Below are 23,628 nucleotides of genomic sequence, written 5' to 3'. Positions count from 1 at the left end.
ACGCCACGCTAATCCGACCTACCCGATCCGTAGCGTAGGTCGGATTAGCGGCGGTACGCCGCGTAATCCGACACGATCCGCCTGCCCAGCTTAAGAAGCCAGCGCCAGCAGATCCACCACTTCCAGCCCGGCCAGATCTTGCGTTGTATTACCTGCAAACGCGGCTCGGCTCGGCTGGCCGTTTTTCAGCCATGTGCGCGTGACGGCCTTGATCTGCGCCAGGGTGCAGTTCAGCACGCCGGTGCGGAATTGCTGGCGCACGGCTTCCGTCGTGCCGCGCTGCTGCATGTTCCACGCCGTCAGCGCTTCCGCGTACGGCGAATGCGGCTTGTCGAGGCCCTTGATGACGCAGATGATGGCTTCTTCCACTTGCTCCTGCGAGAAATCGCCGTCGAGGATTTGATCGAGCGTCGTGCCGAAATCGGCAAACGTGCCGGCCAGGCGCGGATCGCGGTAGGAACTCAGGGTGAACGTGCCGGCGCCGGCCGCGTAGCTGGCGCTGCCGCCATACGCGCCGCCTTTTTCGCGCAGGGCCGTATGCAGCACCTGGTTGGTCATCAGCTCGGCGGCGACAGCCAGGGCCGCAGCGTCCGGATTGTGCACGCCCGGCACGGCCCAGGAAACGAAGCAATGGTTGATCTGGCTTGTCGCATGCAGGGCCGTGTTGGCCAGCGGCAAGGCGGCAGCTGCGGCAGCAACGGCTGGCGCGGCCGCGTCCGTGCTGGCAGCCGGCAATTCCAGCAAGCGGGCCAGGGTGATGCCATCCTGCTCCAGGCCCGCGCACAGCACGGTCGGCGGCTGGGCGATGATGTGCGCGTGCAGGGTGTCGAGTTCGCGTGCGATTTCCTGCAAGCCTGCCGACGTCTTGCTCAGCTGCTGCAAACGGCGGTAGAACGGCAATGCTGCCGGGCCGCCGACGATGTCGTCGAAGCGGCGCGTGGGCGACAGCGGTGCTGCCGAGGCCAGCATGGCGTAGCGGTTGCCGGACTCGGCCAGGCTGGAGAGTTTGTCTTGCACCAGGCTTTCGATCAGGAAGGCCAGGCGATCTTCTTCATCGAAGCGGGGCTTGGCGATCCAGGCCGACAGCACGGCGGCAATCGCCGCGTGTTCTTCGCGCAAACCGCTGGCCGAGAACGACAGTTCCACGCGCATCGCCTGTTGCGGGCGGGGAATGGCTTCCAGGCCGATGTGGAACGAGGGCACCATGCTCTGGCGCCAGGCGCTGGCGTCGTCGAACGACATGTCGCCCACGCCCAGTTCCGGCGCCAGGTCCGTGTACAGACGCAGCCATGGCCACGACGCTTCCGGCAAGCCCGACACGTCGTACAGCACGTTGGCATAGCTGATGCCGTTCGAGGCGATGCTGAACGCCACGGCGCCGTCGACGGCGGCCGGAATCGGCAGGGCCGGGCGCGGCAAGGCGCTGACGTCGCCAGGGCGGATGCGCGGCAAGACTTCGGAATTCGATGGCAGTTGCTGATGCGCTTCCAGTGCGGCGGACTCGGCGACGATGTGCTCGCGCTCGGCATCCGTCAGCTTCGCCTGCAGGGCCGCCAGCTTGGCGTCTTCCTGGGCGGCGCGGTCCGTGAAGTAGGCGCTGTCGGGCACCACGTGCGTCGTCAAACGGGTCGGGTTGGCGATCAGTTCGCGCACCAGCTGCTTGAAGAATTCCGGGTCCTCGATTTGCTGTTCCAGGGTTTCCAGAATCGCCGCGTTGTCGAAGGCATCCATGACGTTGCCATCGTACATGGCCAGCGGCAAGGCGTGCAGCAAGCGGCCCAGGCCGTAAGGCATGCGGCCGCTGCTGATCTCGCGCTGGCTGTACTTGATGTCGCGCAAGGCCGCGTGCAGCACGGCGGCCGGGATGCCCTCTTGCGCCGTTTCTTCCAGCGCCGTCCAGATGCGCTGGTGCGCATCGGCGATCTGTTCCTGGGTCAACCCTTCCATGCCGATGTGGAACACCATCTGGCGGATGCCCGCATCGCGGCCATTCATGTCCGATGGGCGGCCATAGCCGGCCGATTCCATGGCGCGCATGACGGGCGCCGACGATTCACCGAGCAAGCCGTGCGACAGCAGATGCGCGTGGTAGTAGGCGATGGGGTCGCTCGACTCGCCCATCAGCCAGGCGAATTGCAGGCCGAATTCATCGTCGCGCGCTTCCTGCGACGGAATTTTTACCACGTTTTCCTGCGGCGCCGTCCATGCGGGCGCCAGTTGCGGCAGGCGGCGCGGGCTGAAGCCGCTGAGCTTGGACAGCACGCGCTGCGCCACTTGCTCCTGCACGGCCGACGCTTCGATATTGCCGGACGTCATGATCACGGCTTGCGAAGGATGATAGTGGCTGGCGTGGAATGCTTTCAGCATGTCATGCGTCAGCTCGGGGATGTCGAGCGGATCGCCACCCGATTCCACTTCATACGTCGTGCCCTTGAGCAAGGCGCTGGCGATGCCGCTGTCGAGCGCGCGCATGGGGCTGTTGAAAGCGCCCTTCATTTCATTGAAGACGATGCCCTGGTACACGAGCTTGTCGCCTTCGAAGGCATGGCGCCAGCCTTCCTGGCGGAAGTTCAGGTAATCGAGGTTCGGGAAGAAGGCCGCGTCCAGGTACACGTCGAGCAGGTTGAAGAAATCCTTGCGGTCGGTACTGGCGAACGGGTACACGGTGCGGTCCGGATAGGTCATCGCATTCATGAACGTGGCCGTCGAGCGGCGCAGCATCGAGAAGAACGGGTCGCGCACCGGGTAGCGCGACGAGCCGCACAAGGCCAGGTGTTCCAGGATGTGGGCGCGCCCGTCGCTCACTTCGGGCACAGTGGGAAAGGCCACCAGGAACACCATCTCAGCCTGCTCGGTATGCATGTGGATATGGCGCATGCCCGTTGCTGGCTCGACATATTGCTCGATGGTTGCCTGCAAGACTGGAATGAAGTTGCTGCTGACTTTTTCAAATGTGCTCATGCGGTATGGGATCTCTGCGGTAGGTGATTCGGAGTGTCGGTGGGGCTGCATCACATGTGGGGGCAAAGCGGCGTAATGCCAGGGCCGGGGCCACTTTGATGCCTGTATGAAGTTTTTCCCTATTGTACTAGGAGTATCTGCGCGCCGCCGCCGAGGCTTGCTTGTGGGACGCAAAAGCAACAATGTTATCAGGTCGGCTATTTTTGACAGCTGGCGCCCCGCGATGAAGGCTTAGCGTACCATGCGCCTTTTACTCTCTCCAGACTGAACCGAAGGCGCCTACCTTGTCCCGACTTTCCTTTCGCCAACTGTTATTTGCCGCCTTCATTTTGACGACGGGCATTTTGACGGCCACCTCCGTGCAAGCCCTGCTGACCCTGGAACATCTGGCGCGGCTGGGGCGCGAGACGGCGGCGCAGGCGATTACCCTGACGGAACAGTCGCAGCGCCTGTCCGAGCGCACCCTGGCCATGGAGCGCAGCGCGCGCCAGTTTCTCGTGCTCGATGATCCCGTGTTCCGCGAGCGTTTCGCGGCGGCCCGCGACGAAGCGGCGGCGGCGCTGCAAGTGCTGAACCGCGCCACGCCCGAGTTCGCTCCCCAATTGGCCGACGAATGGACGGTGCAGGCGCAATCGGCGTGGGAAGTCTTACAGGCTGGCAAGCGCCGCAAGCGCGATGGTCACGCCGTCGTGTACCGCGCGTTCGCCCGCATGGCGCAAATCAATGACAGCCTGGCGCGCGAAAGCAAGACGGAAATCGGCAGCCGCAACGACGCCCTGCTGGCCGAGCTGGAACGCCAGCGCCGCCTGCTGGGCATACTGGTGGGCGGCGCCGTGCTGCTGGCGGCCGTGCTGGCCACCTGCTTCGGCTTTCTGTTGTCGCGCCCGCTGCGCCGCATCAAGACGGCCATCGAGCGCCTCGGTGACAAACGCTACGATCAGCCCATCGTTGTCGGCGGCCCGGCCGACACGCGCCGCCTGGGCCAGCAGCTGGACTGGCTGCGCCAGCGCCTGGCCGACCTCGATGCTGACAAGGAACGTTTTCTGCGCCACATTTCGCATGAGCTGAAGACCCCGCTGGCGGCCCTGCGCGAAGGCGTGGCCTTGCTGGAAGACGAGGTGGCCGGCAAGCTCAGCGACAGCCAGCGCGAAATCGCCGGCATCCTGCAGCAAAACACGGCGTCCTTGCAAACCCAGATCGAGGACTTGCTGCGCTACAATACCGCCGCTTTTGACGCCCAGCATCTGGCGCACAGCAAGGTCGACTTGCTCGTCTTGCTGCAAGATGTGGTGGCCGGGCAGCGCCTGCAATGGCTGGCGCGCCGCTTGACGGTCGAGGTGCTGGGCGAGTCCCTGATCGTGCAGGCCGACCGCGACAAGCTGGCGACGGCGCTGGCGAATTTGCTGTCGAATGCCGTGCGCTTCAGCCCGGAAGGCGGCACCGTGCGCTTTAGCTTGTCTTGCGAAGGCGGCCGCGTGCGCATCGACTGCATCGACGAGGGCGCCGGCGTGGCGCCCGAGGATGCCGCGCGTATTTTTGAACCGTTTTACCAGGGAGTGCGCCAGGCGGCCGGCGCGCGCAACGGCAATGGCATCGGCCTGTCCATCGTGCGCGAATATATCGCCGCCCACGATGGCAGCGTCACTCTTTTACCGCGCCCCGCCGGCGCGCATTTTCGGATAGAACTGCCCTTATGATGACGAGAATTTCCCTGGCCGCCATGGCCGCCTGCGCGCTGCTGTTGATCGCTTGTGCCGCCAAGCCCCCCATCCAGACGCCCGTGCTGGTGCAAACGCCGCCGCGCGTGGTGGTGGTAGCCGATCCCCAGCTCACCGAACTGCTTGCGTATCAAAGCGCCTTGCGCCTGATGACGCCGTCGGAGCTGGCGAAAGCGCAGCTGGACCTGGCGAAAGCGGACCATGCGCCGCAGAACACGATACGCCGCGCCATGCTGCAGGCGGCCTTGCGCGGCCCCGGCGACCTGGCCCGCGCGCAGGCGCTGTTGGAACCGCTGGCCACGGCCACGGGCAAGGATGCGCAACTGCTGGCGCCGCTGGCCCAATTGCTGGGCAGCCAGTATGCGGAACTGCGCCGCCAGGAAGAGAGCATCGACAAGCTCAACACGCAGCTGCGCGACGCCCAGCGCCGCAACGACTTGCTCAATGAAAAACTCGAAGCGCTGAAAAACATCGAGCGCAGCCTGTCCGTGCGCCCTGCCGCGGGAGCGCCGAAATGAGCGAACACCCCCACATTTTATTGGTCGACGACGATCCAGACCTGCTGCGTTTGCTGACCATCCGCCTGAAGGCGGGCAATTATCGGGTCACGGCCGTGGGCAGCGCGGAAGCGGCGCTGGCGCGCCTGGCCGTGGAATTGCCGGCCCTGGTCATTACCGACGTGCAATTGCCGGGCCGCGACGGCCTGGCCCTGTTCGATGAAATCCGCCGCCAGCATGCGGCCCTGCCCGTCATTTTGCTGACGGCGCACGGCACGATTCCCGACGCCGTCGACGCGACGGCGCGCGGCGCGTTTGCCTACCTGACGAAACCGTTCGACGGCAAGCTCTTGATGGAAAAAGTGGCGTATGCCATCAACTTGTCCACCGTCATGCCGGCGCAAGCGTCCGGCGACGAGAGCTGGCGTGCCGAGCTGATCAGCCGCAGTTCGCAGATGGCCGAATTGCTGGCCGAAGCCAAGCTGGTGGCGGGCTCCGACGCCAGCATCTTGATCCGCGGCCCCAGCGGAACGGGCAAGGAATTGCTGGCGCGCGCGCTGCACAACGCCAGCCGCCGCGCCAAGGCGCCGTTTATCGCCGTCAACTGCGGCGCCATTCCCGAGCAGCTGCTGGAATCGGAACTGTTCGGTCACGTGAAGGGATCGTTTACGGGCGCCGTCGGCAACCGCGAAGGCTTGTTCCAGGCGGCCGATGGCGGCACCCTGTTTTTGGATGAGATCGGCGACATGCCCTTGCCGCTGCAGGTGAAACTGCTGCGCGTGCTGCAGGAGCGCGCCGTGCGCCCCGTCGGCGCCGACCAGACGCGTCCGGTGGACGTGCGCCTGCTGTCGGCCACGCACCGCGACCTCGACGTGGCGATGACCGAGGGGCAATTCCGCGAAGACCTGTATTACCGCCTCAACGTCGTGACCTTGACCCTGCCGCCGCTGGCCGAGCGCCGCGAAGATATCGCCCTGCTGGCCAACCATTTCCTGCAGAAGCTGGCGGCCAAGTATCAAAAACCGCTGAACGGTTTTGCGCCCGACGCCTTGACGGCGCTGGTGGCCGCGCCATGGCCCGGCAATGTGCGCCAGCTGGTCAATGTCGTCGAGCAAGTGTGCGCGCTGGCCACGGCGCCGCTGGTGCCCTTGTCCCTGGTGCAGCGTGCGCTGCGCGTGCCGTCGCTGGAAGCGCTCAGCTATAACGAAGCCAAGCAGCGCTTCGAGCGCGACTACCTGATTCAGCTGCTGCGCCTGACGGACGGCAACGTGGCCGACGCGGCCCGCCTGGCCGACCGCAACCGCACGGAGTTCTACCGCTTATTGCAGAAATACGAGCTGACGCCGGCCCTGTTTCGGGGCGATGGCGACCCTGTCGCTGAATAGCGACAAAAATAAAGCGTTATAAATCAGTGGCTTGGTGTGGAACATTGACGTTCCTGCCACAAGCTGTCGCTGCCAGGCGACAAAAAGCCCCGTTTTTCGGGCCAGATCGCCGGGAAACGGGCTGAAAAAATCGAGTGTAAAGCTAAGTCGTTGATTTTGAATGGAATTTAAAAGCTGGCACGGCGCTTGCTGTATGGGTAGGTGTGACGCTTCAAAGTGTTGCTTTATCCAAGTAAGAAGCTTTTAACTTCATTGAGAGGAACTACCATGCAAACATCGAAACTGTTCAATACCCTGGTTGCCGCTATCGTACTGTCGGGCGCCTCGATCACCGCTTCGCATGCCGCTGACTCCGCACCAAAAGCACAAGCTCCTGCTGACACCGTCGTGGCCGCCAACGCTGCCGCAGCCGTCCCTGATGAAACCATCACTTCCTCGGCCAAGGCCGCCCTGAGCGCCGATGCGCAAGCCGCCGCCCTGCCAGTCAAGGTAGCAACCCAGCAAGGTGTCGTCGTCCTGTCGGGCGAGGTACCGAGCGCCGAAGCGGGTGACCGCGTCGTGCAGATCGTCGCTTCCGTGAGCGGCGTGAAAGAAATCAAGAACGAGCTGAAAGTCAAAGCCGCCGGTTAATCCCGCTCGCGCTGTACTTTACTCCGGGTTGCCCTGTCTGCGGACAGGGCATTTTTTTTGCCCGCACAGTTTTACCCGACAACATTGTTGGCCGGCGCTGGTGATGTTGTCGGATGACGGTCCTGCGGACCTAATCCGACCTGCAAATCGCCCTCCATTGCGCCCGGTACGCGTTCAAACCTTCCACTTCCATCATGGGCAGCACCGTCGCCGCCATCGCCGGTACTTCGCCCCAGCGGTGCAGCATCCAGCCGCCGCAGGTGGTGCCGCTGGCATCCTGCGAGACGGCAACCTCCTGGCCTGGCCGCAAGGCCGCCAGCAAGGGGGCGAAATGCGGGTTGTCCGTGAAGCTGCCTTCCACCGTCACGGGTCCCTGGGCGCCAAGGGCATCGAGGCAATAATCGCTCATCAGCGCGCAATACAGGGTGGCCAGCGCATAGCGTTCCTGGGTCGTACGTGGCGCCGGTCCGGCAATGCGCCCCGCCTGTCCGACGAAGGGGCCGCCCGATTCCGCAAAGCAGGGCAGCGCCAGCGTACCCTGGCTGACCAGGCGGGCGATATCATCGATGCCGCACACTTGCGGCGCGCTGCCCGCCAGCACGGCAAATTCGCGCCCGCCCATGAAGCGCATGCAGGCCACGGGCTGGCCCAGCGCATGCACATTGGCCAGCATGTCGGCCGTTTCATCGAGCCGGTCGAGGGGGGCGCCCAAGGCGGCGGCGATCACCCAGGTGCCGGTCGACAAGACCGTGCGCGGCTGGGCTTGCTCTTGCGCATCCAGGTAGCGCAGCAGCGAGGCATTGCTGTCGTGGATGCCGCACAGCACCTGGCAATCGGGCAGCAAGCCATTGCTTTCGCGCCACTGCGGCAGCACGGGTCCCAACGCCGTCCATGCCGCATGCAACGGGGGAAACAACGGCGCCCAAGCCATCGTCTCCACCAGCGACGAATAGGCCCCTTGCTGCGGCTGCCACAAATCCGTATGGCAACCGAGCGAGGTCACTTCGCTGGCGGCCACGCCCGATAGCCGCCAGGCCCAGTATTGCGGATAGGTCAGGATATGGCGTGCGCGGGCAAATTCTTGCGGGTAGGTTTTGGCGAGCCAGAACAGTTGCAAGCCCAGGTTCAGGCCACAGGGCAATTGCGGCGACAGGCTGTCGGCAAAGGCCGGCCGCAAGCTGGCATACTCTGCCGCCAGTGCCTGCGGCAAGGTCGATTCATAGTCGAGGATGGGCAGCACCAGGCCGTCAGCGTCGACCAGCGCCGCCGTGGCGCCATGCGTGACGGGCACGATGGCGGTGACGTGCGCCAGGCGAGAAAAGGCGGCCAGGCCCGTTTGCAGCCAGTCCCACAGCCCTTCCGTATCGTGGTGCGGGTACGGTCCTGTTTGAATGATGCGGTTCGGGCGGCGCTGCTCGGCCAGGATGGCGCCCGTGGCGTCCAGCAAGGTCAGCTTGGCATTGGTCTTGCCGATATCGAGTACTACGGTGGCGTCGATGGTCACGGTGGTCCTTATGCGAGATGGAACACGGGGAGCAAGGGCACGGCGACGGGCGAGGCATCGGCCTGCGTTTCCATCAGGTCGGCCATATGCGCCCACCAGCGGCGCATCACGGGATGTTGCGGCAGCGCCTCCATCGCGTGGCCGTCCACCCGGCGCAGCACGGCGAACAGCGCGCCCGTCTCCTCATCGAGAAAGATGCTGTAGTCGCGCACGCCGGACTCCTGCAGCAGGCTGGCCAGCTCGGGCCAGATGGCGTCGTGGCGGCGTTGATATTCGGCGGCATGGCCGGGTTTCAGCTGCATCTTGAAAGCGATCTGTTGCATGGTTTATTTTCGTGTGTGTTTGCGGTTCAGCAGGCGCGGCAGCGCAATCGTGATCAGCAGCAAGATGCCGACGACAATCGTCATGATGACGCCGGGAATATTCAGCAGCGCCAGGCCATACGTCACCATGCCCAGCAACAGCACGGCCAGCAGCACACCGCCGATGCTGCCCTTGCCGCCGGCGATGCTCACGCCGCCCAGGATGACCATGGTGATCACTTCGAGTTCCCAGCCCATGGCGATGTTCGGGCGCGTGCTGCCGATGCGTCCCGTCAGCAGCCAGGCGGCCAGGCCCGCCATGGCGCCGGTGGCCATGAACAGGGCGAAGCGGTAGCGGTCCACGGCCACGCCGGAAAAGCGCGCCGCGCCAGGATTGCAGCCGATGGCGTAGATGCGCCTGCCCCAGCTGGTGGCATGCAGCAGCACGGCGAACAGGGCGGTGAAGACCAGCAGGATGACGAAGGGGCGTGGCACGATGTCGAAGAAATAGCCTTGCCCCCAGTCGATCAGCAGTTGCGGATAGCCCGTGTAGGCCTGGTCGCCCAGGATCACGCTGGCCAGGCCGCGGAACAGGGCCACGGTGCCGATCGTCACGACGATCGATGGCAGGGCGAAGCGCGTCACCAGCACGCCATTCAGGCAGCCGCAGGCGGCGCCGGTGGCCAGCGCGACAAACAGCAGGCTTGCCGGCGGCAAACCCGCGTGGTGCGCCAGGCCCATGGCCACGGACGACAGGGCCAGGATGCCGGAGACGGAAATGTCGATTTCGCGGCAAATGATCAGCAAGGCCATCGGCAGCGCGATCAGCGCTTTCTCGCTGAAATTGAAAGTGCTGTCGGCCAGGTTGTAGGCGTCGAGGAAATGCGGCAGCAGCACGCTGTTGGCGGCGAAGACGGCGACCAGCAGCAGCGCCAATAACGCTTCCCAGTGGGCAAGATACTGGCCCAGACGGTGCGCCTTGCGGTCGAGGATGGTGTAGCGCGAGCGCACGGGCGCCGTCTCCGGCGTGCTGCCGTGCAAGGTGGGGACAGTGGCGTTCACGTGGCGCTCCTGTGGGTCGTAGGGGTGAGCCGCGCCAGCGGCAGGATCTGGCGGCCCGTGTTCTTGTTGCCGCGCGCATTGAGCAGCACGGCCGTGAGGATCACGATGCCCGTCAGCGCGCTTTGCCAGAACGGCGAGACTTTGACGATGGGCAAGGCGTTGTTGATGACGGCCAGGAACAGCGAGCCGAGCACCGCGCCGCCCACCGTGCCGGCGCCGCCGGCGATGCTGATGCCGCCGATCACGCAGGCGGCGATCACGGTAAATTCAAAGCCGTAGGCGATTTCCGAATACGCGACGGCATAGCGCGCCACCCACAGATAGCCGCACAGGCCGGCCATCAGGCCCGACAGTCCATACGTCCACAGCAGGCGCCGCGCCGTGGCGATGCCGACATAGCGGGCCGCCTGCGGCTGGTTGCCGATCGCATACAGGTCGCGCCCGAAGCGCGTGTAGCGGGCCAGGTAGCAGGTCAGCACGATGGCGGCGGCGGCGATCCACACGAGGTGGGTCACGCCCAGCAGCCGTGTCAATGGGAAATCGATGAAGGCGGCCGGCATCTGGTGCGAGGACACCCAGGCGCCGCCCGACAGCACGAATACGAGGCCCCGGTACACGCTCATGGTGCCCAGAGTCACGACGATGGGCGGCAAGTCCAGGTAGCCGATCAGGTAGCCGTTGAGCAGCCCCAGCAGCAGGCCGATGCCCAGCGCCGCCAGGATCACCAGCGTCAGCGGCAACTGCGGATGGTGCACGGCCAGCAGGGCCGACAGCATGCCCGACAGGGCCAGGTTGGACGCCACGGACAGGTCGATGCCGCGCGTGATGATGACGAACATTTGCGTCAGCGCCAGCATGATCAGCAAGGTGCTGTCGGTAAGCAGGCTGGACAGGCTGCCCAGGGTCAGGAAGACGGGCGAACGCAGGCCCACCAGCAGCACCAGCAGCACGATCAGCAGGGCCAGCTGGACTTCGCGTTGTTTCAGATAGCGCATGCGAGCTCCTCGTGCGGATGGCCGCTGCCGGACGCGGCGGCGACGACGTTTTCAGGCGTCGCCTGGGCGCGTGCAAAGACGCGGTGGATATGGCCCTGGTGCATGACGACGATGCGGTCCGCCATGCCCAGCACTTCGGGCAGCTCGGACGAGACGAGGATCACGGACAGGCCTTGCGTGACGAGCTCGCTGATGAAGCGGTGCACGGCCGCCTTCGAGCCGATATCGATGCCCTTGGTGGGCTCATCGAGAATGATCACGCGGGGCTTGGTGGCCAGCCACTTGGCCAGCACGACTTTTTGCTGGTTGCCGCCCGACAGTTCCGACACCATCTGCGTAAAGTGGCTGGCCTTTAATTCCAGCTGCTCGCTCAGGTGGCGCGCGATGGCCGTTTCCTGGGAACGCCGTGGCCGCAGGAAAAAGCCGATGCTGTCCAGAATCGGCAAGGTGATGTTTTGCACGATGGACATCGACAGGTGCGCGCCCTGGTGCTGGCGATCTTCCGGCACGTAGGCAATGCCGTGGCCGATGGCGTCGCTGGCGCAGCCGATGGCCACTTGCTGCCCGCCAATGGCAATGCTGCCGCTCACGCCTGGCGTGAGGCCGAACAGCGCCTGCATCACTTCCGAGCGGCCGGCGCCCACGAGGCCGTAGAAGCCGACGATTTCGCCTTGCCGCACGGAGAAACTGACGTCATGAAATTCCGTCGGGTGGCACAGTTGCGCCACTTCCAGCACGGTGGGGCCGAGCGGCACGTCCACCTTGGGAAACACTTGCTCGATGGTGCGTCCGACCATCAGCGAAACCAGCTGCGCTTCCGTGATGTCGGCCAGCGCGCCGGCGGCGACGAAATGGCCGTCGCGCAGCACCGTATAGGTATCGGCGACGGTAAAGATTTCATCGAATTTGTGCGAAATGAAAATCACCGCCGTGCCCGCCGCGCGCAGCTGGGCGATGATGCGGTACAACTCGTGGATTTCGCGCTGCGACAGGGATGCCGTCGGTTCATCCATGATCACCACGCGCGCTTCCTGCGACAGGGCGCGGGCGATTTCCACGAAGTGGCGCTGTGCCACGCTCAGTTCCTTGACCTTGGCCAAGACGGGCAACTGCACTTCCAGGCGCGCGAAGATTTTCTCCGCCTCGGCCGCCATGCGCGGCCAATCTATGCGCGCGGGAAAGCCCGTTTGCGGCTGGCGTCCGATATAGATATTCTCGGCCACCGTGAGTTCTTCGAACATCATGGTTTCCTGGTGCACGGCGGTAATGCCGGCATCCATCGCATCTTGTGGGCTGGAAAAAGAGACGGTTTCGCCGCCCAGCTGCATGCTGCCCGCGTCCGGTTGATAGATGCCCGTCAACGTCTTGACCAGGGTCGACTTGCCGGCGCCGTTTTCGCCGATCAGCGCCATGACTTCACCGGCGCGCACGCAGAGGCCGACGTCGTGCAGCGCGACAACGCCGGCGAAATGCTTGCAGATGCCGGACAGGCGCAGCACCGGCGCCTCCGCCGGCACGGAAATAGGGGGATTCTGTGACATAGCCATTCACACTTGAGAGATATTCGCAGGTCGGGTTAGCGCAAGCGCGTAACCCGACAACATTGTTGGCTTTACCGGTGACGTCGGATTACGGCCATCGGTACACAAACAAATCAGAATATTTTCGAGAACTTGTCGACGTTATCCTTGTTGTAGGTGAACGGTGGCGCCAGCGCCGCTTCGCCGCTGGCGTCGAGGGTCAGCTTGCCCATGCGGCCCACGGCGATGGTGTCGCCGGGCTTGCTGCCGGCCTTGCCGGTGACATATTGATGGGCGGCATACGTGGCCGCGTAGCCGAGGTCGATCGGGTTCCAGATGGCAAAGCTTTTCACGGCGCCGCTCTTCACGTGGCCGGCCATTTCCGACGGCAGGCCCAGGCCCGTCACGTACACTTTACCGACGAGCTTTTCATCGGCCACGGCCTTGCCGGCCGCATTGATGCCCACCGTGGTCGGCGCGATGATGGCTTTCAGGTTCGGGTTGCTGCGCAATAAGCCGATGGCTTCGCGGTAGCTCTTGTCGGACTGGTCGTCGCCATACACGGTGGCCACCAGCTTGATCTTGGCGTACGCGGGCTGGGCCAGCGTCTTTTTCATTTCGCCGATCCAGATGTTTTGGTTCGTCGCCTGCGCCGTGGCCGACAGGATGGCGATGTCGCCCGCGCCGCCGATGGCGTCGGCCGCCATTTCAATCTGCTTCTGGCCGATCAGCGCGGGGCTGGACGGATTCAATTGCATCAAACGCCCGTCCTTGGCCAGGCCGCTGTCGAACGAGATGACCTTGATGCCGCGCTGCATGGCTTTCCTGGTGATCGGCACCAGCGCATTGGCGTCGTTGGCGGAAATGACGATGGCATTGACCTTCTGGCTGATCAGCGAGCTGATGATTTCGATCTGCCCTTCCGCCGTCGCCGTGGTGGGGCCCGTGTAAATGATTTCCACGTCGCCCAGCTGCTTGGCCGCCTCGTTCGCGCCTTCGTGGGCGGCGTCGAAAAAGCCGTTGCCCAGGCTCTTGACGACCATGGCGATCTTCATTTTTTCCGCCGCCTGGGCGCTGCTGGCCAGGCAGCCGATCATGCACATGCTCAATGCCGTCACCATCATCTTGTTCAGTTTCATGCCACGTCTCCTTTTTTATTGTTGCTGCCGGGGCGGTAGACACCATGTCTCCAACCCTCTGCTTTTGCCACTGACTTGCCTATTGCTCTTGCCACTCGTGTTCCGCTGGCGACAGCGGCATGGCCGCTTCCGCCAGCGCCTCGGGCGCCACGGCCACGACCTTGACGCCCGACTGCTCCAGCATCTGCACGGCCGCATCCGATGCGCCGGTGTCCGTGATGACGCAGGACACGCGGTTCAGGCCGCACAGGATCAGGCCTGCCTTGCGGGCGAACTTGGAACTGTCGGCCAGCACGATCAGCTCTTCGGCCTGGCTGATCAGGCGTTTTTCCGCCTGGATCAGCAAGGGATCGGCTTCCATCAAGCCCAGCATCGACAAGCCGTAGATGCCCATGAACATCTTGCCGGCGTAATGGTGCTGGCTGATGTCGTTGTCGAAGGGGCTCAGGATGACGTTTTGCTCGCGGTACACCTTGCCGCCGGGCAGGATGATTTCATTCTCGCTGCTGCGCAATAATTGCTCGGCCATGAGAAAGGAATTGGTGAGGATTTTCAGCCGCTTGTCGACGAGGAATTCCACCATGCGGTAGGTGGTGGTACCGCCATTGATGATGATGGTGTCGCCATCGCTGCACAGGCCGCAGGCATGCCGGGCGATCGCCCGTTTTTGCGCGGCGCAGCGGTCGATATTGTTATGGAAGGTGTCGCCCGACAGGGCAAACGTGCGCTGTTTCTTCTGCGGCAGGCTTTCGGCGCCGCCACGCGTGCGCACCAGCAGGCTGCGTTCGGCCAGCCACGCGATGTCGCGCCGCACCGTTGCCGGCGACGAATTGAGCCAGCCGACCAATTGGTCGACGCTTGCCACGCCATGCTCGGCGAGTAACTTCAACAGCCCTTTGCGGCGTTTGTGATTAACCACGTTGTCTCCTTTTTGAGTCCTCTCCCGTACCAGCTGCCCGGGGACGACTTCTTTATCGGTGAGCCAGCCTAAGCAGTTGAGCAGTGCATGTCAACATTCAATCAATCAACATCGTGATTATTTGGATAGCGCGCAAATGCGTGATTGGAGTTCCGATCAACATGATGATTATTTGCGTTTCCCTCACGTTTTTGATTGCTTGTTGATTGACATGATCAGGCCGCTGGCTTCTACTGGGCGTTGCCGTCATGGCGTCCCGCACACAGATGCGGCCATGGCAATCCGCACGCACAACCAAGAATGGAGACACTGTATGACCGCCACGATGGACACCACACCACCTGCGCCCATGGCCTCGCTATGGGACGATGCGCACGCCGCGACCTTGAGCGAACCGGAGCTTCTGCTGTACCGTTCCAACCTGCTCGGTTCGGACATGCGCATTACCAATTTTGGCGGCGGCAATACCTCGGCCAAGATCGCCATGACGGATCACCTGACGGGCGAGCAAGTCGACGTGCTGTGGGTGAAAGGCTCCGGCGGCGACCTGGGCAGCATCAAGCTCGACGGCTTTTCCACCCTGTACATGGACAAGCTGCGCGCCCTCAAAGGCCGCTACCGCGGCCTGGCGCTGGAAGATGAAATGGTCGCCTACCTGCCCCATTGCACCTTCAACCTGAATCCGCGCGCGGCCAGCATCGACACGCCCCTGCACGCCTACATCGCCCGCAAGCACGTCGACCACATGCACCCGGACGCCGTGATCGCCATTGCCGCCTGCGCCAATAGCCGTGCGCTCACGCAAAAGATCTTCGAGGGCGAACTGGGCTGGCTGCCGTGGCAGCGTCCCGGCTACGACCTGGGCTTGAAGCTTGAAGCGCTGTCGCAGGCCCAGCCGCATTTGAAGGGCATCATCCTTGAAGGCCATGGCTTGTTTACGTGGGGCGACACGGCCAAGTCCTGCTATGAAACCACCCTGGCCATCATCAAGCGCGCGGAAGACTGGCTGGCGGCCAACACCACGCAGCCGGCGTTCGGCGGTGCCAGATCCGCGCCCTTGCCGGCGCGCGAGCGCGCGGTCCTGGCACAGCGCTTGATGCCGCTGCTGCGCGGCAAGATCAGCCAGGACGAGTACAAGCTGGGCCACTTCGACGACAGCGCCAACGTGCTCGAATTCGTCTGCAGCGCCGACCTGCTGCCGCTGGCCGCGCTGGGTACCTCGTGCCCCGACCACTTCCTGCGCACGAAAATCCGTCCCTTCGTCATCGACTTCGATCCGGCCAGCCCCGACTTCGACAAGCTGGTGGCGGGCCTCGACGAGGCGCTGGCCGCCTACCGCGCCGACTACCTCGCCTATTACACGCGCTGCAAGCGCGACAACAGCCCCGCCGTGCGCGACGCCAACCCCATCATTTATCTGATCCCCGGCGTGGGCATGCTGTCGTTCGCCAAGGACAAGGCCACGGCGCGCATCGCCGGCGAGTTCTACGTCAACGCCATCAACGTGATGCGCGGCGCCAATGGCGTCGACACCTATGTGGGCTTGCCGGAACAGGAAGCGTTCGATATCGAATACTGGCTGCTGGAAGAAGCCAAGCTGCAGCGCATGCCGAAACCCAAGAGCCTGGCCGGACGCATCGCGCTGGTGACGGGCGGCGGCGGCGGTATCGGCCAGGCCGTCGCGCGCCAGCTGCTGCAGGAAGGCGCGTGCGTGATGCTCACCGATATCGATGGCGCCGCGCTGGAAGCGGCGGAGCAGAGCCTGCTGAAGGTGGCGGGCCGCGACAATATCGCCACGGTGCGCGCAAACATCACGGCCGAAGACGACGTCGAGGCCATCCTGAACGCGGCCGTGCTGCGCTTTGGCGGCATCGACCTGCTGGTCTCGAACGCGGGCATCGCCTCGTCGGCGCCGCTGGAAGAGACGACCCTGGCCATGTGGGAACGCAACCAGTCCATCCTGGTGACCGGCTATTTCCTCGTCAGCCGCGCCGCTTTCCGCATCATGCAGCAGCAAAAGCTCGGTGGCAGCATGGTGTTTGTCGCCAGCAAGAACGGTCTGGTGGCATCGGCCGGCGCCTCGGCCTATTGCACCGCCAAGGCGGCGGAAATCCATCTGGCCCGCTGCATCGCGCTCGAAGGTGCGCCGTACGGCATCCGCGTCAACGTCGTCAACCCCGATGCCGTCATTCGCGGTTCGCGCATCTGGGACGGCAAGTGGAAGGAAGAGCGGGCCGCCTCGAACAAGATCGATACGGACGATATCGAGGAATTCTATCGCCAGCGCAGCATGCTCAAACGCAGCGTGCTGCCGGAAGACATCGCCGAAGCCGTATATTTCCTCTCCAGCGACAAGGCCGCCAAGAGCACGGGCAATATCATCAATGTCGACGCGGGCAACGCGGCCGCATTTACACGTTAATCTAAAAAACGACGCAGCCGGCCATGGCGCCGCTGCGCGCAAGGAGACAAGATGCATACCATGATCGATAGCGGCCGCGTGGCCGACCACAATGCCAAGCTGCAAGCCAACCTGGAGGCCGACTATGCGGCCCTGGGCGGCGTGCTGGAACGGCGCGGCCAGGACATCGAGCAATTGACGGCGCTGGCGCAGACGTTTGCCGTGGCCGTGCCCAGCTGGGGCGCAGGCACGGGCGGCACGCGCTTTGCCCGCTTCCCCGGCCTGGGCGAACCGCGCAATGTATTTGAAAAACTGGAAGACTGCGCCGTGATCCATCAATTGACGCGCGCCACGCCCGCCGTCTCGCTGCATTTTCCGTGGGACAAGGTCAGCGACACGGCGGCCCTGCGCGACATCGCCGCGAGCCACGGCCTGGGCTTCGACGCCGTCAATTCGAACACTTTCCAGGACCAGGCCGGACAGGCGCAGTCGTACAAATACGGCAGCCTGACGTCGCACAGCGCGGCCGTGCGTGCGCAAGCCATCGAGCACAACATCGAATGCATCGAACTGGGGCGTGCCTTGGGTTCGAAGGCGCTGACGGTGTGGGTGGGCGATGGCGCCAACTTTCCCGGCCAGCACAACCTGCGCGGCGCGCTGGAGCGTTATCTCGACAGCATGCGCGACATCTACGGCGCCCTGCCCGCCGACTGGAACATCTTTATCGAACACAAGCTGTTCGAGCCCGCGTTCTATGCCACCACCATCGCCGACTGGGGCACCAGCTTTGCCTGCGCCAGCGCGCTGGGGCCGAAAGCCAAATGCCTGGTCGACCTGGGCCACCATGCGCCCAATACCAACATCGAGATGATCGTCGCGCGCCTGGCGCAGTTCGGCAAGCTGGGCGGCTTCCATTTCAACGACAGCAAATACGGCGACGACGACCTCGATTCGGGCAGCATCAACCCGTTCCAGCTGTTCCTTGTATTCAATGAGCTGGCCGATGCGGCCGCGCGCGACGGCGCCGCCTTCCATCCCGCTTACATGCTGGACCAGTCGCACAACGTGACGGACCCCATCGAAAGCCTGATGAGCAGCGCAGTCGAGGTGCAGCGCGCCTTCATCCAGTCCGCGCTGGTCGACCGCGCCGCCCTGCGCCAACACCAGGAAGCCAACGACGTGCACGCCTCGGCGCAGACGCTGAAGCAGGCGTTCCGCACCGATGTCAGCGCCATCCTGGCCATGGCGCGCCAGCGCTCGGGCGCCGCCATCGATCCCGTCGTTTGCTACCGCGGTAGCGGCTATCGGGAGCAGCGCGGCGTGGCGCGCCCCCCGAAGGCAGGCGCCAGCAGCAGCGGTATCGTGTAAGGCGGGTAGCGAGTGGGAGCATTGCTGCTTCCAGGCAAGCCGCCTGGAAGCAGGTAGAATGGCTGGCACTGGCGCCGCTCCCGGCGCCGTTTGTCATCCCCGGCACAGCGTTCTGTTGCAAGGCTGCGCCGTTACCAGGCTACCGCATGTCTTCTTTTTCTCCCGCTGCCCTGTTGCGCAATCTGAAACCCGATAATTTCACCATCGCCCTGCTCGTCACCGTGGCGCTGGCCACTTTCCTGCCCTGCACGGGCCAGACGGCCGTGGTCTTCGGCAACATCACCACGGTCGCCATCGGCGCCCTGTTCTTCCTGCACGGCGCCAAGCTGTCGCGCGAAGCGGTGGTGGCCGGCGCCATGCACTGGCGCTTGCACTTGCTGGTGCTGGCCAGCACCTTTGTCCTGTTTCCGCTGCTGGGCCTGGCCTTGCGCCCGCTGGCGCTGACCTTCCTCACGCCCGACCTGTACATGGGCATCTTGTTCCTGTGCGCGCTGCCGTCGACCGTGCAGTCCTCGATCGCCATGACGGCCATGGCGCGCGGCAACGTGCCGGCCGCCATCTGCAGCGCCTCGGCCTCGAACTTCATCGGCATTTTCCTCGCCCCCATCCTCGTCGGCCTGCTGGTGGCCAAGGGCGCGGAAAGCAAGTCGTCCGTGGACGCCGTGCTGTCCATCGTCATGCAGCTGCTGCTGCCGTTTTTGGCCGGCCAGTTCCTGCGCCGCTGGATCGGCCGCTGGGTCGACCGCCACAAAGCCACCCTGAAATACGTTGACCAGGGTTCGATCTTGCTGGTGGTCTACACGGCCTTCAGCGAAGCCGTCAGCGAAGGCCTGTGGCATACGATCTCGGTGGAAACGCTGGTGGCGCTGGGCCTGATCAGTCTGCTGCTGCTGGCGCTGGTGCTGGGCATCTCGACCTTTGTCAGCCGCCGCCTGGGGTTCAACAAGGAAGATGAAATCGCCATCGTCTTTTGCGCCTCGAAGAAAAGCCTGGCCAGCGGCGTGCCGATGGCCAAGGTGCTGTTTTCCACGCGTTCGCTGGGCATGGTGATCTTGCCGCTGATGCTGTTCCACCAGATTCAGCTGATGATTTGCGCCGTGATCGCGCAACGCTATGCGCGGCGCGACGAGGAGGCCGTGGCGCGCGCCTAGGGAGGCTGGCCTTACTTGCGCACTGGCCACGTTAGCGTGTCGAGCAAGCTTGCCGGCGCCTTGCCCGTGTCCAGACCCGTGGGGGGATATTCTCCCGCGCGGGGAATATGGTGGGTGCCGAATAGCCAGTCGAAGACGGGGAACAGCCCTGCGAAATTACGGTCGAAATGTTCCGCTTGCGCAGAGTGATGAATGCGATGGTACTGCGGTGAATTGAACAACATCCAGCAAGGGCCAAAGCCGGCCCGGACATTCATGTGCGGGAAAACGTGATACAGGCCCAGAACCCCGTACATTCCCAATATCGCCAAGTTGGTCTTGAACAAGATACCGGCAAGCAGGTAGATACTGAGCGCCTTGATGCCCGCTTCGGCCCAATAATGCCTGGTCGTTGTGCTGGCATTCATGGCCGCATCGCTGTGATGGAAGGAATGCATGGCCCACATGGCGGGCACGCGATGTTGCACCCGATGAAAGGCATATTCCAGAAAATCCATCGAGAGCGCATACACGACGAATGCCGGTACCAGCATCCAGCCTGAAGCGTCGAGATCGATGAGCCCGCCGCCGGCCGCATTGACCAGCCGTACCGTGACGATGGCCGTGAGCGGGGCAAGCATCGCGCCACTGGCGGCATAGATGATCATATACGCCAGATTGAAGCGCGACGCGCCAGCGGGCTGCTGTTCCAGGGGATGGCGCCTCTCGATGGCCAATGCCAGAAGAATGACCGCCAGCAGTATCAAGGGGCCAAGCAGTACCGCTGCGTATCCCATCGTTTAACCCTGGAAAGTAGTTGATATTCTTCTATTTTTAAAAATAGTCCGACTATCCGCATCTGTCAATGCCATTGGCATAGTCTTGACCCACGCAATGGCAGAACGCTATATATCGGTGTATATTACGAGCCTGGTTCTCTTCTCATCAAGGATACGATCATGCGCCTCACCTCCCTCGCCACACTGCTCGGCGCCGCCCTCTTTGCCACCGCCGCCTCGTCCGCCCTTGCCGGCGAAGTGGTCGTGTCGGCCGCAGCCAGCCTGACGAATGCGTTCAAGGAGGCGGCGCAGGGCTATGAGGCGCAGTATCCGGGCAGCAAGGTGTCCCTGAACTTCGCCGCCTCGGGCGTGCTGCTGCAGCAGATCGTCAAGGGCGCGCCCGTGGACGTGTTTGCCTCAGCCGACCAGGAAACCATGGATGCGGCGCAAAAGCAGGGCCTGGTGCTGCCGGCCGACCGCATGGACTTCGTCGGCAACAGCCTGGTGCTGATCGTGCCGCACGACAGCAAGCTGGGCATCAAGAGCTTGAGCGACCTGACGCACAAGGACGTGACCCGCGTGGCAATCGCCAATCCGGCCAGCGTGCCCGTCGGCCGTTACTCGGAAGGCGCGCTGAAGAAGGCCAAGCTGTGGGACGCCGTGCAAGCGAAGGCCATCGGCACGCAGAACGTGCGCCAGTCGCTCGACTATGTGGCGCGCGGCGAAGTCGATGCGGGCTTTGTCTACGCCACGGACGCGGCCATCATGAAAGACAAGGTAAACGTGGTGCTGGAGGTGCCTTTGGCCTCGCCCGTGCTGTACCCGATCGCCACCATCAAGGGCAGCGGCAACGCGGCCGAAGCGAAGCGCTTCGTCAGCTACCTGCAGACGGCGTCGGCGCAAGCCATCCTCGCCAAGTACGGTTTCAAGAAGCCATAAGGCAAACGACTGCACATGGATATCGCCTGGACTGCGCTGGCCCTGTCGCTCAAAGTGGCGGCATGGGCCACGGCGCTCAATTTGTTGCTCGGCATCGGCACGGGCTATCTGCTGGCGCGCACGCGTTTTCCCGGGCGAGAGTTGCTCGACGCCCTGTTGACCCTGCCGATGGTGATGCCGCCGACCGTGCTCGGCTATTACCTGCTGGTGCTGCTGGGCCGGCGCGGCACCCTGGGCATCTGGTTGCAGGACAACTTCGGCATCAACCTGATTTTTACGTGGCAGGGCGCCGTGATCGCTTCCACCGTGGTCGCCTTTCCCCTCGTCTTCAAGCCGGCGCGCGCCGCCTTCGAGGCCGTCGACGGCCAGCTCGAGCAGGCGGCCCGCGTGCTGGGCATTTCCGAAATGGCGATTTTCTTTCGCGTCACGTTACCGCTGGCCTGGCGCGGCATCCTGGCCGGCGTGCTGCTGGGATTCGTGCGCGCGCTGGGCGAATTCGGCGCCACCCTGATGGTGGCCGGCAGCATCCCCGGCAAGACGCAGACCCTGTCGGTGGCCGTGTACGAAGCCGTGCAGGCGGGCCAGGACGACGTGGCCAATACGCTGGTGCTGATCACCTCCCTGGTCTGCATCGTGGTGCTGCTGTCGGCTGGCCGCCTGGCGCCCGGGCGCGTCGCGCATAAATGACGCTGAGGATGACGCCCATGCAACTCGACCTCGACCTCCGCGCCACCTTGCGCTCCGGCAAACGCCGCTTCGACCTGCAGGTGCAATGCACGTCCAGCAGCCAGCGCATCGCCATGTATGGCCCGTCCGGCGCCGGCAAGAGCATGACCTTGAAAGCCATTGCCGGTCTCTTCACGCCGGACGAAGGCCATATCCGCCTGAATGGCCGCACCCTGTTCGACTCGGCCGCCGGCATCAACCTGCCGCCGCAGCAGCGCAACGTCGCCTACCTGTTCCAGGATTACGCGCTGTTCCCGCACCTGACGGTGCGCCAGAACGTGGGCTTTGGCCTGAGCCGCGGCTGGTTCAATCCGCGTGCGCGCGAAAAATTGCAGAAGGTCGAGCATTGGCTCGATGCCTTCCACTTGCAGGAACTGGCGCACCAGTTCCCCGACGAGTTGTCCGGAGGCCAGCGCCAGCGGGTGGCGCTGGCGAGGGCGCTCGTGGCCGAACCGAGCGCGCTGCTGCTCGACGAGCCGTTTGCCGCCCTCGATCCGGCCCTGCGTGTCAAAATGCGGCTGGAACTGAGCCAGTGGCAGCAGCGCCTGGACGTGCCCATGATCCTGATCACGCACGATCCGGAAGATGCGCGCATCCTGGGCGAACACGTGCTGTACTTGCGCGACGGACAGATCGATAACAGGGAAGAGCACATGGCATTGGGGGAACGCATTGGATAAATCAGCGGCAGCGGAAATCGGCCTGGAAGGCTCGGTATGGATGACGGTGGGCGGAGAAAACCTCGGTGGCGCCGGCAGGGTGGAGTTGCTGGGCGCCATCGCCGAATGCGGCTCCATCACGCAGGCGGCCAAGCTTGTGAAGATGAGCTACAAGGCGGCCTGGGACGCCATCGACGCGATGAACAACCTGGCCGGCGAACCGCTGGTCGAGCGCCTGACGGGCGGCAAGGGCGGCGGCGGCACGCGGCTGACGCAGCGGGGGCGCCAGCTGGTCGACAATTTCCGCATCATCGAGCGCGAGCATGCACGCTACCTGCGCCAGCTGGGCAGCCAGGCCGAAGGCATCGCCGACGATCTTTTACTCATTCGGAGAATGGCCATGAAAACGACGGCACGCAATCAATTCCTGGGCAAGGTGGCTGAACTGAAACAGGGCGCCGTCAACGACGAAGTCACCCTGGAGTTGCCCGGTGGCCAGCACATCGTGGCCATCGTCACCCAGGGCAGCAGCGCAAGCCTGGGCCTGGTGCCGGGCGCGGAAGCGTTTGCGCTGATCAAGGCCTCGTCCATCATCCTCGTGACCGACAGCGAAGGCGCGCGCTTTTCCGCGCGCAACCAGCTGGCCGGCACGGTCACGCGCGTGCAGACGGGCGCCGTCAACACGGAAGTGGTACTGGACTTGCCGCGCGGCGGCACGATTGCCGCCATCATCACCAACCAGAGCTGCACCGACCTGGGTATCGTCATCGGCAGCAGCGTGACGGCGATATTTAAAGCGTCCAGCGTGATACTCGGTGTGCCCGCATAAGTGCGTAGGTCGGATTAGCGCAGCGTAATCCGACAACATTGTTGCCGCGTCCTGTCGGATTACGCGCGTGGCGCTAATCCGACCTTGTATTATTCCCTTCATGCCGTTCGTGATATTGCGAACGGTATCGACCGCTGTCAAAATCTTGGTAGGCATATCAAGACC

20 protein-coding genes are annotated in these 23,628 nt (G+C 63.9%); 11 read left to right on the top strand and 9 right to left on the bottom strand.

The annotated features are described in order from the left end of the window. Window positions 1–90: 90 nt before the first annotated feature. Complete coding sequence (locus tag BLU39_RS11535; RefSeq protein ID WP_092713083.1) at window positions 91–2,961, bottom strand: insulinase family protein; 2,871 nt, start codon at window positions 2,959–2,961, stop codon at window positions 91–93. A 284-nt stretch (window positions 2,962–3,245) separates the two neighbouring features. On the opposite strand from BLU39_RS11535, the gene BLU39_RS11530 reads away from it, so the two are divergent. The 4 genes from BLU39_RS11530 to BLU39_RS11515 all read left to right on the top strand — a co-directional run bounded on the left by BLU39_RS11530 (window position 3,246) and on the right by BLU39_RS11515 (window position 7,191). Continuing rightward, window positions 3,246–4,658, top strand: coding sequence for a HAMP domain-containing sensor histidine kinase (locus BLU39_RS11530; RefSeq protein ID WP_092713081.1), 1,413 nt, complete (start codon window positions 3,246–3,248; stop codon window positions 4,656–4,658). Continuing rightward, a complete protein-coding gene (locus BLU39_RS11525; RefSeq protein WP_254788955.1) occupies window positions 4,655–5,197 on the top strand; it encodes a hypothetical protein in 543 nt (180 codons plus the stop codon). The genes BLU39_RS11530 and BLU39_RS11525 overlap by 4 nt, the downstream gene beginning before the upstream one ends. After that, window positions 5,194–6,561 carry a sigma 54-interacting transcriptional regulator gene (locus BLU39_RS11520; protein ID WP_092713079.1) on the top strand — a complete coding sequence of 456 codons (1,368 nt, stop codon included), beginning with the start codon at window positions 5,194–5,196 and terminating at the stop codon, window positions 6,559–6,561. The genes BLU39_RS11525 and BLU39_RS11520 overlap by 4 nt, the downstream gene beginning before the upstream one ends. A gap of 267 nt (window positions 6,562–6,828) precedes the next feature. Further along, window positions 6,829–7,191 (top strand): BON domain-containing protein, encoded by a 363-nt coding sequence (locus tag BLU39_RS11515; RefSeq protein WP_092713077.1) that lies wholly within the window; start codon window positions 6,829–6,831, stop codon window positions 7,189–7,191. 130 nt (window positions 7,192–7,321) lie between these two features. Here BLU39_RS11515 and BLU39_RS11510 read toward each other — a convergent pair whose 3' ends face one another. From BLU39_RS11510 to BLU39_RS11480, 7 genes are all read right to left on the bottom strand, one after another. Beyond that, the gene (locus tag BLU39_RS11510) at window positions 7,322–8,695 is read right to left on the bottom strand and encodes an FGGY-family carbohydrate kinase (RefSeq protein WP_092713075.1); all 1,374 of its coding nucleotides are present in this window, start codon (window positions 8,693–8,695) and stop codon (window positions 7,322–7,324) included. Window positions 8,696–8,703: 8 nt separating this feature from the next. After that, the gene (gene rhaM / locus BLU39_RS11505) at window positions 8,704–9,018 is read right to left on the bottom strand and encodes an L-rhamnose mutarotase (protein ID WP_092713073.1); all 315 of its coding nucleotides are present in this window, start codon (window positions 9,016–9,018) and stop codon (window positions 8,704–8,706) included. Window positions 9,019–9,021: 3 nt separating this feature from the next. After that, window positions 9,022–10,059, bottom strand: a complete 1,038-nt coding sequence (locus tag BLU39_RS11500; RefSeq protein WP_232731254.1) for an ABC transporter permease — start codon at window positions 10,057–10,059, stop codon at window positions 9,022–9,024. Beyond that, window positions 10,056–11,054: an ABC transporter permease gene (locus BLU39_RS11495; RefSeq protein WP_092713071.1), complete on the bottom strand. Its 999-nt coding sequence runs from the start codon at window positions 11,052–11,054 to the stop codon at window positions 10,056–10,058. The genes BLU39_RS11500 and BLU39_RS11495 overlap by 4 nt, the downstream gene beginning before the upstream one ends. Then, entirely contained in the window at window positions 11,042–12,595 is a 1,554-nt protein-coding gene (locus tag BLU39_RS11490) for a sugar ABC transporter ATP-binding protein (RefSeq protein ID WP_254788954.1), read from the bottom strand. Before BLU39_RS11490 ends, BLU39_RS11495 begins: the two co-directional genes overlap by 13 nt. Window positions 12,596–12,708: 113 nt before the next feature. Further along, window positions 12,709–13,713, bottom strand: a complete 1,005-nt coding sequence (gene rhaS, locus BLU39_RS11485) for a rhamnose ABC transporter substrate-binding protein (RefSeq protein ID WP_092713067.1) — start codon at window positions 13,711–13,713, stop codon at window positions 12,709–12,711. Window positions 13,714–13,792: 79 nt separating this feature from the next. Then, window positions 13,793–14,632: a DeoR/GlpR family DNA-binding transcription regulator gene (locus BLU39_RS11480; protein WP_092713065.1), complete on the bottom strand. Its 840-nt coding sequence runs from the start codon at window positions 14,630–14,632 to the stop codon at window positions 13,793–13,795. A 313-nt stretch (window positions 14,633–14,945) separates the two neighbouring features. Between BLU39_RS11480 and BLU39_RS11475 the strand changes: the two genes are divergently transcribed. The 3 genes from BLU39_RS11475 (at window position 14,946) to BLU39_RS11465 (ending at window position 19,552) form a co-directional block, all read left to right on the top strand. Continuing rightward, entirely contained in the window at window positions 14,946–17,054 is a 2,109-nt protein-coding gene (locus BLU39_RS11475; RefSeq protein ID WP_254788953.1) for a bifunctional rhamnulose-1-phosphate aldolase/short-chain dehydrogenase, read from the top strand. A 51-nt stretch (window positions 17,055–17,105) separates the two neighbouring features. Further along, window positions 17,106–18,401, top strand: a complete 1,296-nt coding sequence (gene rhaI, locus BLU39_RS11470; protein WP_092713063.1) for an L-rhamnose catabolism isomerase — start codon at window positions 17,106–17,108, stop codon at window positions 18,399–18,401. A 146-nt stretch (window positions 18,402–18,547) separates the two neighbouring features. Continuing rightward, a complete protein-coding gene (locus BLU39_RS11465; protein WP_092713061.1) occupies window positions 18,548–19,552 on the top strand; it encodes a bile acid:sodium symporter family protein in 1,005 nt (334 codons plus the stop codon). Window positions 19,553–19,563: 11 nt separating this feature from the next. Here the strand turns inward: BLU39_RS11465 and BLU39_RS11460 are convergent, their stop codons facing one another. Next, window positions 19,564–20,328, bottom strand: coding sequence for a sterol desaturase family protein (locus tag BLU39_RS11460; RefSeq protein WP_092713059.1), 765 nt, complete (start codon window positions 20,326–20,328; stop codon window positions 19,564–19,566). A 162-nt stretch (window positions 20,329–20,490) separates the two neighbouring features. On the opposite strand from BLU39_RS11460, the gene modA reads away from it, so the two are divergent. Genes modA through BLU39_RS11440 form a run of 4 tightly spaced genes read left to right on the top strand, consistent with a single transcriptional unit; the run spans window position 20,491 to window position 23,463 of the window. Next, window positions 20,491–21,249, top strand: a complete 759-nt coding sequence (gene modA, locus BLU39_RS11455) for a molybdate ABC transporter substrate-binding protein (RefSeq protein WP_092713057.1) — start codon at window positions 20,491–20,493, stop codon at window positions 21,247–21,249. A 15-nt stretch (window positions 21,250–21,264) separates the two neighbouring features. Then, window positions 21,265–21,936 carry a molybdate ABC transporter permease subunit gene (gene modB / locus BLU39_RS11450; RefSeq protein ID WP_092713055.1) on the top strand — a complete coding sequence of 224 codons (672 nt, stop codon included), beginning with the start codon at window positions 21,265–21,267 and terminating at the stop codon, window positions 21,934–21,936. A gap of 17 nt (window positions 21,937–21,953) precedes the next feature. Beyond that, a complete protein-coding gene (locus BLU39_RS11445; protein WP_092713615.1) occupies window positions 21,954–22,655 on the top strand; it encodes a sulfate/molybdate ABC transporter ATP-binding protein in 702 nt (233 codons plus the stop codon). 40 nt (window positions 22,656–22,695) lie between these two features. Continuing rightward, the gene (locus BLU39_RS11440; RefSeq protein WP_092713053.1) at window positions 22,696–23,463 is read left to right on the top strand and encodes a TOBE domain-containing protein; all 768 of its coding nucleotides are present in this window, start codon (window positions 22,696–22,698) and stop codon (window positions 23,461–23,463) included. Window positions 23,464–23,628: the final 165 nt, after the last annotated feature.

The organism is Janthinobacterium sp. OK676, from assembly GCF_900103595.1.
GTDB lineage: Bacteria > Pseudomonadota > Gammaproteobacteria > Burkholderiales > Burkholderiaceae_D > Janthinobacterium.
Note: the sequence above shows the minus strand (reverse complement) of the source record. Positions and strands in the feature narration are given on the sequence as shown.